The sequence below is a fragment of the Martinezella rhizogenes genome (assembly GCF_027460065.1).
GTDB lineage: Bacteria > Pseudomonadota > Alphaproteobacteria > Rhizobiales > Rhizobiaceae > Agrobacterium > Agrobacterium rhizogenes_C.
In genome coordinates this window covers 17,298-33,215 of the sequence record NZ_JAPYZZ010000024.1, presented here as the reverse complement: position 1 = coordinate 33,215, position 15,918 = coordinate 17,298, and the positions used below count along the sequence as shown (strand labels likewise).

General features: G+C 55.0%; 14 protein-coding genes. 2 read left to right on the top strand and 12 right to left on the bottom strand.

Annotated elements, in window-relative coordinates:
• Positions 1-43: 43 nt before the first annotated feature.
• The 5 genes from O8B93_RS24685 to bhcA form a co-directional block, all read right to left on the bottom strand.
• A complete protein-coding gene (locus O8B93_RS24685; RefSeq protein ID WP_269712458.1) occupies positions 44-1,069 on the bottom strand; it encodes a type I glyceraldehyde-3-phosphate dehydrogenase in 1,026 nt (341 codons plus the stop codon).
• A 140-nt stretch (positions 1,070-1,209) separates the two neighbouring features.
• Positions 1,210-2,175 carry an iminosuccinate reductase BhcD gene (gene bhcD, locus O8B93_RS24680; RefSeq protein ID WP_269712520.1) on the bottom strand — a complete coding sequence of 322 codons (966 nt, stop codon included), beginning with the start codon at positions 2,173-2,175 and terminating at the stop codon, positions 1,210-1,212.
• 80 nt (positions 2,176-2,255) lie between these two features.
• On the bottom strand, positions 2,256-3,419 hold the full coding sequence (gene bhcC / locus O8B93_RS24675) for a 3-hydroxy-D-aspartate aldolase BhcC (RefSeq protein WP_269712457.1): 1,164 nt from the start codon (positions 3,417-3,419) through the stop codon (positions 2,256-2,258).
• 10 nt (positions 3,420-3,429) lie between these two features.
• Positions 3,430-4,377 carry a beta-hydroxyaspartate dehydratase BhcB gene (gene bhcB, locus O8B93_RS24670; protein ID WP_269712519.1) on the bottom strand — a complete coding sequence of 316 codons (948 nt, stop codon included), beginning with the start codon at positions 4,375-4,377 and terminating at the stop codon, positions 3,430-3,432.
• A gap of 14 nt (positions 4,378-4,391) precedes the next feature.
• Positions 4,392-5,582, bottom strand: a complete 1,191-nt coding sequence (gene bhcA / locus O8B93_RS24665) for an L-aspartate--glyoxylate aminotransferase BhcA (RefSeq protein ID WP_269712456.1) — start codon at positions 5,580-5,582, stop codon at positions 4,392-4,394.
• Between the two features lie 174 nt (positions 5,583-5,756).
• On the opposite strand from bhcA, the gene bhcR reads away from it, so the two are divergent.
• Positions 5,757-6,593 carry an HTH-type transcriptional regulator BhcR gene (gene bhcR, locus O8B93_RS24660; RefSeq protein WP_269712455.1) on the top strand — a complete coding sequence of 279 codons (837 nt, stop codon included), beginning with the start codon at positions 5,757-5,759 and terminating at the stop codon, positions 6,591-6,593.
• 138 nt (positions 6,594-6,731) lie between these two features.
• On the top strand, positions 6,732-7,514 hold the full coding sequence (locus tag O8B93_RS24655; RefSeq protein WP_269712454.1) for an FCD domain-containing protein: 783 nt from the start codon (positions 6,732-6,734) through the stop codon (positions 7,512-7,514).
• Between the two features lie 111 nt (positions 7,515-7,625).
• Here O8B93_RS24655 and O8B93_RS24650 read toward each other — a convergent pair whose 3' ends face one another.
• From O8B93_RS24650 to O8B93_RS24620, 7 genes are all read right to left on the bottom strand, one after another.
• Positions 7,626-8,780, bottom strand: a complete 1,155-nt coding sequence (locus tag O8B93_RS24650; protein ID WP_244562691.1) for an alpha-hydroxy acid oxidase — start codon at positions 8,778-8,780, stop codon at positions 7,626-7,628.
• 411 nt (positions 8,781-9,191) lie between these two features.
• Entirely contained in the window at positions 9,192-9,656 is a 465-nt protein-coding gene (locus O8B93_RS24645; RefSeq protein WP_269712453.1) for a RidA family protein, read from the bottom strand.
• Between the two features lie 8 nt (positions 9,657-9,664).
• On the bottom strand, positions 9,665-10,732 hold the full coding sequence (locus O8B93_RS24640) for a DUF4392 domain-containing protein (protein ID WP_269712452.1): 1,068 nt from the start codon (positions 10,730-10,732) through the stop codon (positions 9,665-9,667).
• A gap of 21 nt (positions 10,733-10,753) precedes the next feature.
• The gene (locus O8B93_RS24635; protein WP_269712451.1) at positions 10,754-11,749 is read right to left on the bottom strand and encodes a threonine ammonia-lyase; all 996 of its coding nucleotides are present in this window, start codon (positions 11,747-11,749) and stop codon (positions 10,754-10,756) included.
• Between the two features lie 105 nt (positions 11,750-11,854).
• On the bottom strand, positions 11,855-12,739 hold the full coding sequence (locus tag O8B93_RS24630) for a LysR family transcriptional regulator (RefSeq protein WP_269712450.1): 885 nt from the start codon (positions 12,737-12,739) through the stop codon (positions 11,855-11,857).
• Positions 12,740-13,024: 285 nt separating this feature from the next.
• Positions 13,025-14,950, bottom strand: coding sequence for a heterodisulfide reductase-related iron-sulfur binding cluster (locus tag O8B93_RS24625; protein ID WP_269712449.1), 1,926 nt, complete (start codon positions 14,948-14,950; stop codon positions 13,025-13,027).
• A gap of 4 nt (positions 14,951-14,954) precedes the next feature.
• Entirely contained in the window at positions 14,955-15,908 is a 954-nt protein-coding gene (locus tag O8B93_RS24620) for an electron transfer flavoprotein subunit alpha/FixB family protein (RefSeq protein ID WP_269712448.1), read from the bottom strand.
• Positions 15,909-15,918: the final 10 nt, after the last annotated feature.

Below are 15,918 nucleotides of genomic sequence, written 5' to 3'. Positions count from 1 at the left end.
TTACGTCAGACCCAATATTCCACGCCGAAACACAGCGAGATCGTTAATTATGCCCCCGCCCCGTATAGAAGACCTGTCGATTCTCCCGATTCCACTCGCCCACCCGCAACGCCATTTCGAGCATACGATTTGCGAAGCCCCACTCATTGTCGTACCAACCGAAAATTCTCAGCAATCCGCCAGTGGAGGACATCGAAAGCTCTGGCCCGCTCACAATCAGCGACTCTGGACGTCCGCGCAAATCCACAGAAACCAGCGGTTTCTCGATCCAACCAAGTACAGATGATCTCTCGCAAAGGTCCTGGAGAATATCTCTTACGTTCCCGATATCCGTTTGCGCCCGTAGAGCAACAGTGAGGTCGATTGCCGAAACACTTGCCGTGGGCACGCGAAGGGCACGCGCTTCTATAAGCCCGGCAAGTTGAGGAAGAACTTCACCTAACAGAAGATGAGCGCTGGTCGTTGTCGGCACCATGGACAATGCCGCCGCTCTGCTACGCGCCGGATCGCCCCTTGGCTGATCTACGGTAGGCTGACTTCCGGTATAACAATGGACCGTCGTCAGGTGTCCACCAACCACACCAAACTGCTCATCAACGATCCGAAGCAGAGGAGCAATCGCGTTCGTCGTACACGAACCATTCGAGACAATATGCTCGCCGCGATAGGTCTCGTCATTTGCACCCATCACAAGGGTAACATCGGCCCCTTTCGCCGGCCCTGATATGACGACGCGGCGCGCGCCTGCCGCCAATGAAGAGCGCGAGAACGCCAGTGCGTCGCGGTGCCCCGTACATTCGAGAACGACATCCACGCCTGATAAATCCACGGCGCCGAGGTCTTGGTGGTGGTGAAATGGAATGGCGCGACCGTCGATTACGAGGCAACCTCCCTCTATTTCCACACGCCCGGCCCAAGGTCCGAATACACTGTCAAACTCGAAAAGATACGCCAAGGTTTCGAGGGAGGCGACATCGTTGATCAATGCAATGTCGAAATCATCGCACCTTACAGCCAGACGCAAAATTGACCGTCCGATGCGGCCAAAACCGTTTATCGCGACTCTCATATGAACAGACCTTGCATCGTGGGTTTCAAGATCGAAATTGCAGCACGGTAATGCCAGTTTCCGAAGTTCTGCGGCCTCCGATCAACCTGAATAGACCTATGCACATCGCTATTCTTCCCGGCTGACAGTTACTCCGGCGACTAAAAATCCACGACAACGGCAACACCTTTTTGAACAGCCAGATCGACCGCTTTCGACGCCACGGCCAGGTCCTGAAGCCCGACGCCGGTCCCGTCAAAGACTGTAATCTCATCAGTGTTTGAGCGACCCGGATGAGCGCCGTTGATAACCGCCCCGATCTCGATGATCCTGTCGGGAGAGATCAATCCCCTGGCGACCGGATGCTGCGCTTCTCCGATCGTAACCGATTGCGCGATCTCATCGCTGAAGACGGTCGCCGCCGCCAGCAGTTCGGCCTCTACTTCCTGTTTCCCCTTGGTATCCGTACCCATGCAGGCAAGATGAGTTCCCGGGCGAATTTGCGTCGCCTTCAGGATCGGCGCGAAAGACGAAGTGATCGTGATAATGACGTCGGCTTCCGCGCCCAGTCGATCAAGGTCGACTGCCTCGAACGGAACGGCATGTTCGGCAGCGATCTTGGCGAGACGGTCGAGCGCCTCGGGATAAATGTTCCATCCAACGACCTTCTCGAAAGGGCGTTGCTCGAGGGCAGCCCGAAGTTGGAAGGTAGACTGATGGCCCGCCCCGACCATGCCAAGCACTTTGGCGTCACGCCGCGCCAGATATTTGATCGACACTGCGGAGGCAGCTGCCGTGCGCAACGCTGTCAACAGGTTGCCGCCGACAACGGCCCGACATTTGCCGGTATCCGCATCGAAAAGGAATATGGTCGACTGATGGTTCGTCAGCCCTTTTTCCATGTTGTTGGGCCAGAAGCCGCCGGACTTCAGGCCAAGGGCTAGACTTTCCCGATCAAAACCCGATTTGAAGCCGTAAAGCGCGTCGGCATGCCCGATGGCTTCGCGGATCACCGGGAAGTTGTAGGCGGATTTCTGCGCCATCGATGCGAAGACCCGCTCCACTGCAGTAAAGCAATCCGACGCAGAAACGAGGCTTTCGATCTCGTGTTCGGGGACAATGATCATGAAATTACTCCCGCCTGGATAGCGCGCCGGGGACACCAGATGGCCCCGGCGGTGAATTCTATCCGTTGCTATCGCCTGTTCTAGTAGGCCTTGCCGCGCGCCGAGACCGGCCACAGGGTCTCGACCTTGCCATTGCGCACCCCGACATACCAGTCGTGAACATTGCAGGTCGGATCGCAGTGGCCGGGTACGAGACGCAGTTTCTCATTGATCTTGAGAACCCCGTTCATATCCTCCACCACGCCATGCTCGTCGGAGCATTTGACGTATTTGACATCGTCGCGACCATAGACAAACGGAAGACCGCTATCGACAGATTGCGCCTTGAGGCCGGCATCAACAACGGCGATATGCGGCTTTGCGTGGCTCATCACCGAGGTCAGGATGAACAGGGCGTTTTCCCACTCTCCCTGGTCGATCCGCTTGCCGTCCTTGTCGTGAATACGGCCATAGTCTGCATCCATGAAGGCGTATGAGCCGCATTGAAGCTCATTGTAAACACCGGAGTTGGACTCGAAATAATACGAGCCGGTGCCGCCGCCCGAGACCAGTTCCGGGTGAAGCCCTTCGGCCTTGAGGGCCTCGACAGCCTCCGTCACCTGGGAAATCGCCGCATCGAGCTTGGCCTTGCGGTCTTCAAAGCTGTTCATATGCTGCATCGCGCCCTGATAGGCCTGGATGCCCGTGAATTTCAAGCCCACTGCTGCGTCGATCGCCTTGGCTATCTCCACCACCTCGGACGCCGCCTTTACGCCGCAGCGCCCGGCGCCGCAGTCGATTTCGACGAGGCATTCGAGGGTCGCGCCGTGCTTTTGCGCCGCGGCCGACAGATCATCGACATTGGCGAGATCATCGACGCAGACGATGATCCGGCTGCCGAACTTAGGCAAACGCGCCAGACGGTCGATCTTGGCCGGGTCGCGGACCTGGTTCGATACGAGGACGTCCTTGATACCGCCACGCACAAAGACCTCGGCCTCCGAGACCTTCTGGCAGCATACGCCAATCGCGCCGCCGAGCTTTTCCTGAAGCTTCAGAACGTCGACGGACTTGTGCATTTTGCCATGGGCGCGGTGGCGCATGCCGTGGGCCTTGGCATAGTCTCCCATCTTCTTGATGTTGCGCTCCAAGGCGTCGAGGTCGAGGATCAGGCAGGGCGTCTGAATGTCCTTTTCATCCATGCCCGGAAAGGCAGGGACATCGTATCCGACTTCTAGGCCGGCGAATTCTGTATGGGCGTTCATGGTTCTCTCTTCAGTTCCAGGGCAGCTTGTCGAGATCGACGTTACCGCCGGTGATGATGACGCCGACACGCTTGCCGGCAAATGCTTCGCGATTCTTCAGAATGGTTGCCAAGGGCACGGCGCTGGACGGTTCCAGCACCACACGCAGGTGCTTCCAGGCGAGCTTCATCGCATCGATGATCTCCTGATCGGAGGCGGTATAGATCTCGGAGACGTGGTTCGACACGAAATGCCAGGTGAGATCTTTCAGCGGCACAAGTAGCCCATCCGCGACGGTCTTCGGCGCATCGTCGGCGATGATGTAACCCGCCTTGAAGCTGCGATAGGCGTCGTCGGCCTGCTCAGGTTCGGCCGCAATCACCTTCGTCTCGGGCGCCAGCTTCGACAGAGTAAGGCAGGTCCCCGAGATCATGCCGCCACCGCCGATCGGGGCTACGACCACTTCCAGTCCATCTGCCTGTTCCATGAATTCTTTCGAACAGGTTCCCTGACCGGCAATCACACGGGGATCATTATAAGGGTGGACGAAATCTCCTCCAGTTTCGGCTTGTACCTTCGCGAAAGTCTCTTCCCGCGATGAGGTGGAAGGCTCACACTCGGTGATCTTGCCGCCATAACGGCGCACCGTGTCCTTTTTGGCCTGAGGTGCCGTGCGGGGCATGACCACATTACAGGGGATACCACGCAGCATCGCCGCATAGGACAGGCACGAGGCATGATTGCCAGAAGAATGCGTGGCCACGCCATTTGCTGTACGTGCTTCGTCCAACCCGAATACGGCATTGGCGGCACCGCGTACCTTGAAGGCACCAGGCTCCTGGAAATTTTCGCATTTGAAAAACAGCTGAGCGCCGCTGAGATCGTTAAGATAATCCGACTGTCGGATCGGCGTGAGCCGGATATGAGGCTTTATCCGCTCATGGGCAGCGAGCATGTCATCATAATCGGGAATATACATTTCTGTATCGCTCATCACGCGGCCTTTCTCTGAGCATTGCCTGCGCTCTGGCGATAATACTGCTGGGCGGCGGCAACGCCTGAACCGAGAGTGACCGGCAGCCCGAGGTCCGCCATCACCATCTCGGCGGTGGCGATACCGGACAGCGCCATGACGTCGGTCAGGCTGCCCAGATGACCGATACGGAACACTTTCCCCGCAACATCGCCAAGGCCCGTTCCGAAAGCAACGCCATACGTGTTGAGCGCGTGAGCGACGATCTTGTTGGCATCGAACCCTTCTGGCGTTCGGATGGCGCTGACGCTGTCCGAATAGAGTTCGGGACGGGCGGCGCAAAGCTTCAGCCCCCAGGCGGAAACAGCGCGACGGACACCTTCGGCAATCCGATGGTGCCGGGCAAAGACGTTTTCGAGCCCTTCATCCAGCAGCATGTCGGTCGCCACCTTCAACCCGTTCAGCAGACCGACCGGAGGTGTATAGGGATATCCATTTGCAGCATAACCCTTGGCCATGTCACGGACATCGAAGAAGGTTCGCGGCAGTCTGGCGGAACCGGTCGCTGCCAGAGCCTTTTGGGAGAAACCAACGATTGCGAGGCCAGGTGGAAGCATGAAGCCTTTCTGGGATCCCGTGACGGCGACATCGACACCCCATTCGTCCATCCGAAAGTCATAGCAGGCGATCGAGCTCACACCATCGACGAAGAGCAGGGCTGGATGTTTTGCATTGTCGAGCACACGGCGCACGGCTGCAATATCAGAACGAACGCCCGTTGCCGTTTCGTTGTGTGTGGCAAGCACAACCTTGATTTCGTGACCTTTGTCCGCCGTCAAAATTTCTTCAAAAGTGTCTGCGGGCACGCCTTCGCCCCATTCTTGCATCACGACCTGAACGTCGAGGCCGTGGCGTTGGCACATGTCGATCCAGCGATGGCTGAACATGCCGTTGCGCGTCGCCAGGACCTTATCCCCTGCCGACAGGGTATTCGTAATCGCGGTCTCCCAACCACCGGTACCGGTGGAAGGAAACACGAAAACTTCAGCCTTGGAGGTCTTGAGGATCGCTTTGACGCCTTCAAGCGCAGGATGAAGGATATTGCCAAAAAGCGGACTACGGTGATCAATGGTCGGCATATCGACGGCTTTACGGAGCACCTCGGGGATGTTCGTCGGGCCGGGAATGAAAATAGGATTCTGGGTGCTCATGGCTACTCCTCCTTGTTCAACAAGAAAGTTACCACGGACGTCTCATTTAGTAAATTTTTTTGAAATGATTTTTCATTTTTTCAAAAAAATAGAAATAGCTGTTTAAAAACATAGCATTGTATTTTTTCATTATTCCTAAGTTGATTTTGCTATTATTTTTTCTACCCTAAAGCCATGCAGCAAACGGTCAGAAAACGAGGACGCCCAAAGGGTGCCAAGCCAACTCAGCCAGCGGCGAGCATTCAGGCTCTCGCCCGGGCGCTTGATGTACTCGAGGCGCTGGCGTCCCACGATGGCGTTACTCTCACGGAATTGTCCAATTACCTCAATCAGTCCCCGGCAACTCTTCACCGCATACTCGCAACGCTTGAAAACCGGAGATACGTTGAAAGCAACACGGAACGGCAAGAGTGGTTTGTTGGACCGGAAGCCTTTCGCCTGGGCTCCGCTTTCTTGCGCAGAACGAATATCGTCGAACGAAGTCGGCCGGTGATGCGCGATCTTATGGCCCGGACAGGAGAGACCTCCAATCTTGGCATCGAACGAGATGGCGACGTATTGTTTATAAGTCAGGTGGAAACGCACGACACAATCCGTGCATTTTTCCCTCCCGGCACCCGCTCCCCCCTGCATGCGTCAGGAATAGGAAAAGCGCTTCTCAGCGCTTTCGACGACAATAGGCTGGAAGCGTTCCTTAAAACCGCGACGTTCACCCGCTTCACTGATAAGACTATCGCGAACATCAAAGAATTGCGCGAATCAATTCAGCAAACGCGCCGTCTTGGCTATTCCTTCGACGACGAAGAGAGAACCATAGGCATGCGCTGCGTTGCAGCTTCTATTGTGAACAGTTATGGCGAGGCCGTGGCGGGAATTTCCGTTTCCGGTCCAACAATACGTATGCCGGACAAAAGGGTCCGAGAGATCGGCCAACTGGTTTCGGACGCTGCGAACGAAATATCGCGGCAACTCGGATCTCCGCTGCTCAGCCTTCCTCGCCACAGAGACTGATGGGAGCAAACCGCCCTGTCATTCAACCCCAACGCCGGTTCGGCACAAAAGGGTCGACGCCGGAGCGCGAATGGGTGATCCGCCTCCCGGCCTTTACCGTCGGGCGGCGCAATAGAAATTAGAAGGTAGGTGGCAAACATGAATGGGAACGCACCAAGCAGACCAGAAAGAGCGGCGGACACCGTGGCGAGACATATTGAGACCCTTATTCTCGAAGGCTCTTTACGCCCTGGTGTGCCACTGCTCCCCGAGCGAGAACTGGCGCTGAAGCTTAACGTTTCGCGGCCAACACTTCGTGACGCATTAAAATCTCTCGAAGAGCGAGGCTTCCTGACAAGCATGGAAGGAAAAGGCGTGAAGGTGGCCCAGATCGGTGCGACAACTATTACGGATCCATTGATAGCGATGCTCTCTGAGCGCAGCGAAGTCGCGGACGACTACCTCGAGTTCCGGGACGTGGTAGAAAGCTCAGCTGCCGCGCTGGCGGCACAACGAGCAAACGAACCAGAGATTCAACGTATTAGAGAATGCGTGCTGAAGATCGAAGCGGCGCACAAAGCCAACAACCCAATCGAGGAGGCGGATGCCGACGCGGAGATGCACATCGCAATCTACGAAGCTAGCCACAATCTGGTAATTCTCCAGATCATGCGTGCACTCTCCGAAAACCTCAGAACCGACGTTCTGCATAATAGACGGCGCCTTTTCGCGATCCCCTATGTCCGGGACCTCCTGCGCGATCAACATATCGCTATTGCGCAAGCAATTATCGACAGAAAGCCTCAGGCAGCCCAATCCGCCGCACATGAACACCTCAGCTACCTAAGACAGGCGTCCAGAGAAATTCGAGAGGCGGAAGAAAAACTCGAGATTTCCCTTCGTCGTCTTGAAAGTGGTGGCCTCAGCACTTCGAAAAGCTGAGGCTGTCTGAGGCGATTTTCATCGAATTTCGTTCGCGGACAAGGTTGGCTGGTTGTTGCAGGTTGCTCTCTATCCGCTCAAAAGAAGGGAACTCAAAACTCGAAATAATGACTACCGGAAACGAAGATGCCCGGAGTTGAGTTGATCAAGTTTCGTTAATCCCATCAACTTCATGTCGCGCTCAATCTCAGCTTTTAGATTTGAAAGTGTTTTTTCCACACCAAGCTGACCACCCGCGGCCAGCGCGTAGAGATAGAGATGACCACCCGAGCAGGCAGTAGCACCGGCAGCCATGGCCTTCAGTACGTGTGTCCCCCGACGGATCCCCCCGTCACAAATAATTTCAATTTGCCCGCCGACAGCATCGGCGATCTCCGAGATTTGGTCAAACGGCGCACGGGACCCGTCGAGTTGGCGACCGGCATGATTTGAAATCATGATGGCCGTCGCACCTATGTCCACGGCACGTTTGGCGTCTTCGACACTCATCACACCTTTTAGGCAAAAATGACCGCCCCAACGCTCCCTCACCTGTTCAGCGTCTTTCCAGCTCATCGATTGGTCGAGCATCGTTGAAAAATACTCCCCCACCGAAATGGCAATGTTGGTGCCTTGACTAACGTGACCGTCAAGCTGGGGCAGGCTGAATTTTTCCTTCGTCAGATGGTTCCATGTCCATCTGGGTTTCATCGCAAAGCTTGCGAGGCTGGAAAGCGTCAGTTTTGGAGGGGATGTAAATCCAGTGCGCAAATCGCGTTCACGGTTTCCTCCAGTGATGGTATCGACGGTCAAAGCGATAGCATCGAATTTTGCCTCACGGCACCGTTCTACCATGCTCCAGGTCAGTTCACGATCCTTGTGAAAATAAAGCTGGAACATCTTTGGAGTCTGAATTGTCTTTCCGATCTCCTCGACACTCACTGTGCCAAGTGACGAAACACCGAAGAAGGTGCCAAATTTTTCTGCCGCTCGGGCTACCGCCCGCTCGCCGTCGTGATGAAACAGGCGCTGGAGCGCCGTCGGTGAAAGAAACAGCGGTAAATCCAGCTTTTTGCCCATGACCGTGACGGACATGTCTACAGTCTCCACTCCAGCCAACACGTTTGGTACCAAATCGCAGGTCGCAAACGCCTCGGTGTTGCGGCGGTATGTAATCTCATCGTCGGCCGCGCCGTCGATATAGTGAAAAATTGGAGCGGGAAGGCGCCTTTTGGCAAGCAAACGAAAATCGTCGACATTTCTGCAACGGGCAATGGCTCTGGACACTGAATTTCCTACCTTTCGGATAAAAACAAATGCTCCGGCAATCACCCCGACAGCACAGCGCCTAACCCTCTGCCGTCCCCTTAGAGATCAGCCCGTGGCTTATGGTGCTGATCTTTGGTAAATTAATTTTACCACAAATGTCAATCGGTAAAATATATGTCAATGTAAGGTTGACTGAGATAGAACTGATAGCTGAGCCCTAGCGAAAAAACGCAAAGACACTGTGCTTCTGGGCTGGTGGTAGACTTGCAGCAAACGATCTTTTCAAGGAAGTTTGCCGGGCTAATCCAGGCACTGCCCGTCAACCCTGTGCATCAAGTGAACCGAAGGTGATGTCTGGATTTCCTCCATAATCACCCCCGGAATTGATCAAAATACGAAGCAGATTGGAAATTCTTGCCTCCCGGCAAGTTAATCCACCTCTGCTATAGCCTCAATTTCAACTGCCATCCCCGACGGAAGGGCATTGGTTCCGAATGAGATGCGAGCATGTTTGCCGGCGTGCCCAAGAACATCACAAATTAAGTCTGAGGCTGCGTTCAGTACGCGGGCTTGCTCCTCAAAATCATCGGCGCAGCGGACAAGGCCGCCGACACGAACCATTCTGACAATTCTGCCGAGATCCCCTTCGCATGCATGTTTGAGTTGTCCCAAAACATTGAGTGCGCAGAGACGTGCTGCGGCTTGACCGTCCTCGACGGACAGATCGTGGCCAACGGTGCCCTTATAGAGCAATTGGCCGTTCTGCCGAGGCCCCTGCCCCGCGACGAAGACGAGCGAACCGGTTCGGACATAGGATAAATAGTTGCCCTGGGGAGGATTGACCTTGGGAATTTCAATTCCGAGGCCTGACAACCGGTCTTCAATTGTGCTCATTTGACCATTCATTTCAGCTGCCGCCAGTCCCCGCTATCCCCTTTCCATCCTGTCACCCTGCCTGCAAGTCTCTCCAGGGTATTACGAAGTGTATTGACAAGCCCTTCCCACTCCTGCGCGGAAATGCCGTCTACGGCCGGCTCCGGCCCCATGAACATGCCGTCTACGCCACCGAAGGAGACACATTGCTCGATACACCGGCGTTCAAGCTCGCCGTCGTGAAACACCGACGGCTTTTCGAGCAGGGCTGAAAGCGCCGCCACAAGACCGGTCGCCCCCCAATTGGAGACATTGGAGACGATAAGATGATCTGCGGCAGTAGCCGCGGCGACGCCCCCTCTCCCTGGATGGCCGCTATCCCTCGCCTTCGGCGAGAACTCTTTCAACTCCTCCGCGATGACCCCCATGCCCAATTCGTTGCCGCCATCACCAATACCAATGAATGGTACGCCTTGTTCTTTTGCACGCAGGAAGAATTGGTCGAGATCGGCCACGAGTTTATCAAGCGGCCTGCCCCCAAGACCATGGTAGAGGCCTCTATCATTGCGACCTGGACGTTCGATGGAGAGCACCAGTGAAGGTCTCATAACATCGAGGAGTTCGTCCGTTATTGCTTTGCAACCCGCATCGTCTTTCGGGACGCTGCGAATATAGACCGGACGAATAAAATCGATCGGCTTTATCTTGCCGTCTTCAGGGAAGGGCAAGGGTGCAAGACCCGCACCGCGGCACGTCCCTTCCATCATTCCGACCCAATCATTGTCGGTGAGGATCACACTCTCAACGCCCAGGCCGAGAAATAAGGCCCGAGCGATGAATGCCGCTCCTACCGGACCATCAGTTTCGGGCACACCCGCTCCTTCTGGAAACCCCGTCGCAATGACGACTGGCCCGCCATGGTCACGCACTCGCTCAACGATAAGCTTTGCGGCCGACATACAGGCGAAGCCGGGCTGTCGTTTCTGCAGGGCTTCATAAATCTTTCCGATGAGCCCCACCCCCGTGAGGTCAAGTGTCATGAAGTGTTCGATGGTTTGAGCAATATTCTTGCCCTTAGCGCTTTCCAGATCGAGCATTATCGGTGTCCCGGGCAGGTGTTACAGAATGTATGAAGCAAATTTTTCGGCATCGACGTTTCCGCCGCTGAGAAGGATTGCAACCTTCTTTTTCTTGACATCGAGTTTGCGAGCGAGAATGGCTGCCAAGGCGACTGCGCCACCGGGTTCAACCACGAGCTTCAACTCCCGATATGCAAATCTGATTGCCTCAATGACCTCGTCGTTCGATACCGACAAGCCACCCGCCAGATGAGATCTGCAGATAGGATAGGTGAGATCGCCTGGAAGCGGCACTAAAAGAGCATCACAGATAGAATTCCCGGTCGCTGGCGCTTTCTGGCGGGTCCCACTTGCGAGCGAGAGGGCCATTCCATCGAAATTGTCAGGCTCTACACTGAAAATAGACGCCTGCTGCATGATTGTGTGGACGCCACAGGCGGCACCGGCGACAAGCCCACCGCCCGAACATGGGAACAGTGCAAGATCCAATTCGTAGTCTCGATCTTGAACCTGCTCTGCTATCTCCTGCCCCAACGTCGCCTGTCCGGTGATGACATAAGGGTCGTCATACGGAGGCACGATCACAGCGCCGGTTTCTAAAGCAATCTTCGCACCGATTTCTTCTCGTACTTCCTTCGTTTTGTCGTAGAGACGTACGGTTGCACCGTTAGCCCGGACACCATCGATTTTTGTTCTCGGTGCCTCCTGCGGCATAAGCACAGTCGCCTTTATGCCGAGTGCTTTCGCCACATAGGAAATGGCGAGTCCATGGTTGCCCGACGACCAAGCGACGATACCACCTTCGCGCTCTGCCGGGCTGAGTTGCAAAGCCCTGTTGAGCGCCCCCCGAAGTTTGAAGGATCCCGACCGTTGCAGGTTCTCCGGCTTAATGAAGACCTTGGCGTCTGTCAGCCGGTTAAGAACTTCACTCTCGAGTATTGGTGTGCGAACCGCATATTCTGCAATTCGCGCTCGCGCTTCTGCGATTTCGGTGGCGGTTGGTCTAAAGTCTTTGGAGGGCGAGGTATTCAGCAAGTCAATCTCCCAAGGCGTTATGGGAGGATTAAATCGCGGGAACGTATAGAAGTGAAATTATATTATTCGATCAATTTTCATTAGAGAATTGAATACACAATCCGTTCATAGCTCCGTTGCCGATGCAACATCCAGAGCGATACCAGCGAGTTGTTCAAATACCTCTCCACGCACACCGTTCTGAAAATAGGCATAAAAGCTCAGTGGCTGCAATTCGATGTCGCTTTGCAGAACTTTCATTTTAGCCAGCCCCTGATCGCTCAATGCCCCCTCCGCGACAAGGGCGACGCCCAAACCGTCCAGCGCCATTTTCTCGATCGTGGAAATTGACGAGTTCGTAAAAATGCGCGGGATGCGGCCAATCTCCCTGAAGATGATCTCTCTCAGATAGGTATAGGGATATGTGTTTCGTGGATAAGTGATAATCGGTGTCATCGGCATTGAATCGACCGAGAAAACATCTGTCGACACCAGATCAGGGATTGCATAAAACTTAAGGGCGTAATCGCGTAGCTTTAGACAACTGAAGCCCTCCACGATCGTTGGTCCCAGCATCAACGCCATATCAATTTCACCGCTGCGAAGAGCGTTTAACATCGATGGTGTCACGTCCACCGTCATGTCGATATCAAGCCGAGGAAAATGGCGGGCGGCTTGTTCAAGGAATGTCGCGAGCCAGGTTTGCACGATCGTTTCCGAGACCCCAAGCCTCACGGTACCTTCGAAACGATTGCTCAGTTCGAGATCACGCTCCATCGCTTCAACGTGCCGCAGTAGTAATTCCGAATGCCCAAAAAGAATACGGCCAACAGCAGTGAGCGCTATGGGTTTTGCGGAGCGATCGAAAAGTGCTGCCCCTATCAAGCCCTCCATCGCCGCAATTCGCTGGGAGATCGTTGGTTGCGTCGTGTGAAGCTTATCTGCGGCGCGGGAAAAACTCCGCAGATGCGCGGTCCAGTAAAAGACTTCGAGACTTCGAAAGCTGAACATGCCTAGCGCTACCCTGCCTGATCACAGATCGTCTGCGAATGTTATTCCACTAAGATCGTATATTACTTCTCGTCCCTGGTTCGTCATCAAAAATGCTTAAGCCCCGACGTCAGCCGGTGCTTCCAAAATCAAACCCGGGACGGGTGAGACGATAATGGTCAAAGACCGAAGATGTCCTTGCATCTAAGTGGCAACTTTTATGCGCTCCCGGGGAAGATTTGACTGAGTGGAGGGCGTTGAGAAATGTGGAAAAGAACCGGGGACAGGTTGCCGCCCTCACCGAACTCACGTGATTTCCTCGAACATAAGATCAACGACGTCCACGACTTTAATCTGGTCAGCCAGGCCAAGGTTATTCACCGCCGCAGTATACATGACCTTGTCTTTCGGACAAGAAACAACAAAACGCTGAATCTCGCCGAGTGCAATCGCCTCCTTGATACGGTTTTCACTCGGTCGTTCCGTAAAATCGCTGTCATCCATCCAAAAGCGGCCGCCACCGGCACCGCAACAAAAGCTGTTCTCGCGATTTCGCGGCATCTCCAGAAGATCATACCCCGCAGCGGTAATGAGCGCGCGAGGAGCATCGTAATCACCGTTGTAGCGGCCGAGATAACATGGATCGTGATAGGTTACCTTGGTTTTATCGGCATTTTTTGGAGGAGAAAGGCGCCCGTCCGTTACCGCCGCCAAAAGGACCGACGCATGGTGATGAACCTCGAAATTTCCACCGAGGGACGGGTATTCGTTCCTGAGCGCATTCAAACTGTGCGGATCCGAAGTAACAATCCTGTTGAATTGCGCCTCCGACAAGGCGGCGATGTTGTTGGATGCCAAAGCACGAAACGTACCCTCTTCTCCGGCGCGTCTCACGTCATTTCCCGAATTACTCTCTCCATCATAAAGAATGCCATAATTCAGTCCGGCGCGATGAAATAGCTCGGCCAAACGGCGCGTCGTCTCCAGGGCGCGGGGATCAAACGCAGCAACGTCTCCGACAAACCAGAGCCAGTCGACCGGTTGATCCCGGGCATCGGGTATCCGAAAGGCAAGATCTTTAGTCCACTTTGCCCGGCTCTTGCCGGGTTTACCAAAGGAATTGCCGGTCTTTTGAAGATTGGTAAATGCCGCAGCCAACTTGGGTTCGACCGCAGCGTTCTCCACAAGCATTCGCCGCAGATCGACGATCTTGGGAAGATGCTCTATGTGGATGGGACATTCATCCACGCAGGCACGACAGGTCGTACAGGCCCAGAGTGCACTTTCCGAAATTCCCGCCTCGTATCGGACTTCTCCCTCCCCTAAACTTTGATCGCGCAATGTCATGATCAAAAGCTTTGGGCTAAGGTCCGAACCACTGGCCGCGGCGGGACAGACGGCCTGACATCGACCACATTCGGTGCACGCCAGAACGTCAAGCTTATCTTTCCAGGACAAGTCAATCTTGACTTCCGCGTCGTCTTTTAGAATGCGCTGGTTCGGCTTTGGCAACCAGCCCTTCGGCTCAAGGCTTCGGTAGAATATGTTAGGGCCAGCGAGAAGGATATGTCGATGCTTTGAGCCGGGGATATAAACGAGAAAACTCAGAATCGCGAAGATGTGCAACCATCGCGCCGCTTCAAGCACGATTTGACCGTATGGTGGCGATAAAGGAAAAAGCAGGGCTAGAAGCGAGGATATGGGATGGGACATAGAAAATGGTAGACCGTGGAGCACGCGCAGAGCGGCGAACTCCACCATCATCGACAGAATTATAGCCAAAACAAAGCCGTATATGAACAATGCGTCGCGTTCATTTGACCCGCGAAAACGACGCGGCTTTATCACGTATCTGTGCCAGGCCGCCAATCCGACCCCTGCCAAGACGGAGATGGCGGCAAATTCCTGCAAAGCACCGAACCAGCTAAGCGAAACGCTGGAGACTGCTTCGTCAAAAACGGGAAACAGCGCGCCGAATATGGACTGGAACGCGGCGGTAATGAGAAACAGGAATCCGAAAAAGATGAGCCCGTGCAGCAGGCCGGAAAGTGTGAACCGCCGCAATCGCTGGTGCAGGAAGATATCCTGCACCATTCCCAGGAGCCGCTCCCTACGGCGCTCGTTGCGCAAGGGTCCACCCGGAACCGCTATAGCCTTATAGAGCCGGAAGTACCTTGCAAACATCATGGCCGCAAATGCGGCAGTGGCGATCCAACCAGCGACCAGAAACATTGAACTATCCGTTCCGCTTGCGAAGAGCTTCGCCGAACGCATCCGCGAAGTCAAAAATGTCGCATGTTATTCCCAGGTCGGCCCGGCGGAATATAGGAGCTTTTTCGTCCGTATTGACTGCCACCACATATTCGGCGCCGACAATGCCCTCAAGATGCTCCACCGCACCGGAAATGCCCATCGACAAGTACAGCTCCGGCCGCACGGATTGTCCCGATTTGCCGACCTGACGATCCTTCGAAAGCCAGCCATTGTCGATAACCGGCCGACTTCCTGCAATTTCGGCACCCAGGAGGCTTGCCAACTCGCGGAAGGCACCCAGTTTTTCTTGGCTGCCTATACCTCGTCCAACACTTACGATACCGCGGGCGCTGGCGAGATCGAAAACCTCCAGATCCGGCGGAACGGGCGTCGCCAACATGGGAACGATGGTGGATTGGTCTGGGTCGGAGAGGACGCTTATTGCGGCGCGACTATCGAGCGGCTCGGCGGGTGGATAGGCGCCGACGAGAATGATAAGCGAGGCAGGGAGCGAACCTGTCGCTTTGCCCACGAGTTTGCCATCATACAGCAACACGTCGCAATTTATGCTGCCGCTGGCGATATCTGCATGCTGGACTCCGCTAATGCAGCATCCATCGCAGGCTGCTGCCGACACCGGTCCAAGTTCCACACCGGCAAGCGAATAGGACATCAGAACAAGATCGGGTGATAGCTGGCGAACAGCATTACGCACGGAAGCGGCCGCCAGAACCGGATTATAGTCCAAGGGAATGGACTGTGGTCGAGCGACGGAAGCGTAAGATACCATCTTCTCCAACGCCGTGTCGCTGCCGTAGAGAGGCAATATGGTAATTTCGGCCGCCGAGGCCAACGATCTCGCCAGCGAAATCAGCTCGAGCGTCCCACGTGCTACCGCATCGCCAGTTGTCTCGCCGATAATTAGAACTTGCGTCATCACTTTCACC

What these genes read in the sequence shown, in the direction of transcription:
- bhcA (WP_269712456.1), bottom strand. Translation starts at nt 5,582, where the DNA reads ATGAGCACCCAGAATCCTATTTTCATTCCCGGCCCGACGAACATCCCC.
- O8B93_RS24620 (WP_269712448.1), bottom strand. Translation starts at nt 15,908, where the DNA reads ATGACGCAAGTTCTAATTATCGGCGAGACAACTGGCGATGCGGTAGCA.
- O8B93_RS24630 (WP_269712450.1), bottom strand. Translation starts at nt 12,739, where the DNA reads ATGTTCAGCTTTCGAAGTCTCGAAGTCTTTTACTGGACCGCGCATCTG.
- O8B93_RS24655 (WP_269712454.1), top strand. Translation starts at nt 6,732, where the DNA reads ATGAATGGGAACGCACCAAGCAGACCAGAAAGAGCGGCGGACACCGTG.
- O8B93_RS24685 (WP_269712458.1), bottom strand. Translation starts at nt 1,069, where the DNA reads ATGAGAGTCGCGATAAACGGTTTTGGCCGCATCGGACGGTCAATTTTG.
- bhcD (WP_269712520.1), bottom strand. Translation starts at nt 2,175, where the DNA reads ATGATCATTGTCCCCGAACACGAGATCGAAAGCCTCGTTTCTGCGTCG.
- bhcC (WP_269712457.1), bottom strand. Translation starts at nt 3,419, where the DNA reads ATGAACGCCCATACAGAATTCGCCGGCCTAGAAGTCGGATACGATGTC.
- bhcR (WP_269712455.1), top strand. Translation starts at nt 5,757, where the DNA reads ATGCAGCAAACGGTCAGAAAACGAGGACGCCCAAAGGGTGCCAAGCCA.
- O8B93_RS24640 (WP_269712452.1), bottom strand. Translation starts at nt 10,732, where the DNA reads ATGCTCGATCTGGAAAGCGCTAAGGGCAAGAATATTGCTCAAACCATC.
- O8B93_RS24645 (WP_269712453.1), bottom strand. Translation starts at nt 9,656, where the DNA reads ATGAGCACAATTGAAGACCGGTTGTCAGGCCTCGGAATTGAAATTCCC.
- O8B93_RS24625 (WP_269712449.1), bottom strand. Translation starts at nt 14,950, where the DNA reads ATGTTTCTGGTCGCTGGTTGGATCGCCACTGCCGCATTTGCGGCCATG.
- bhcB (WP_269712519.1), bottom strand. Translation starts at nt 4,377, where the DNA reads ATGTATATTCCCGATTATGATGACATGCTCGCTGCCCATGAGCGGATA.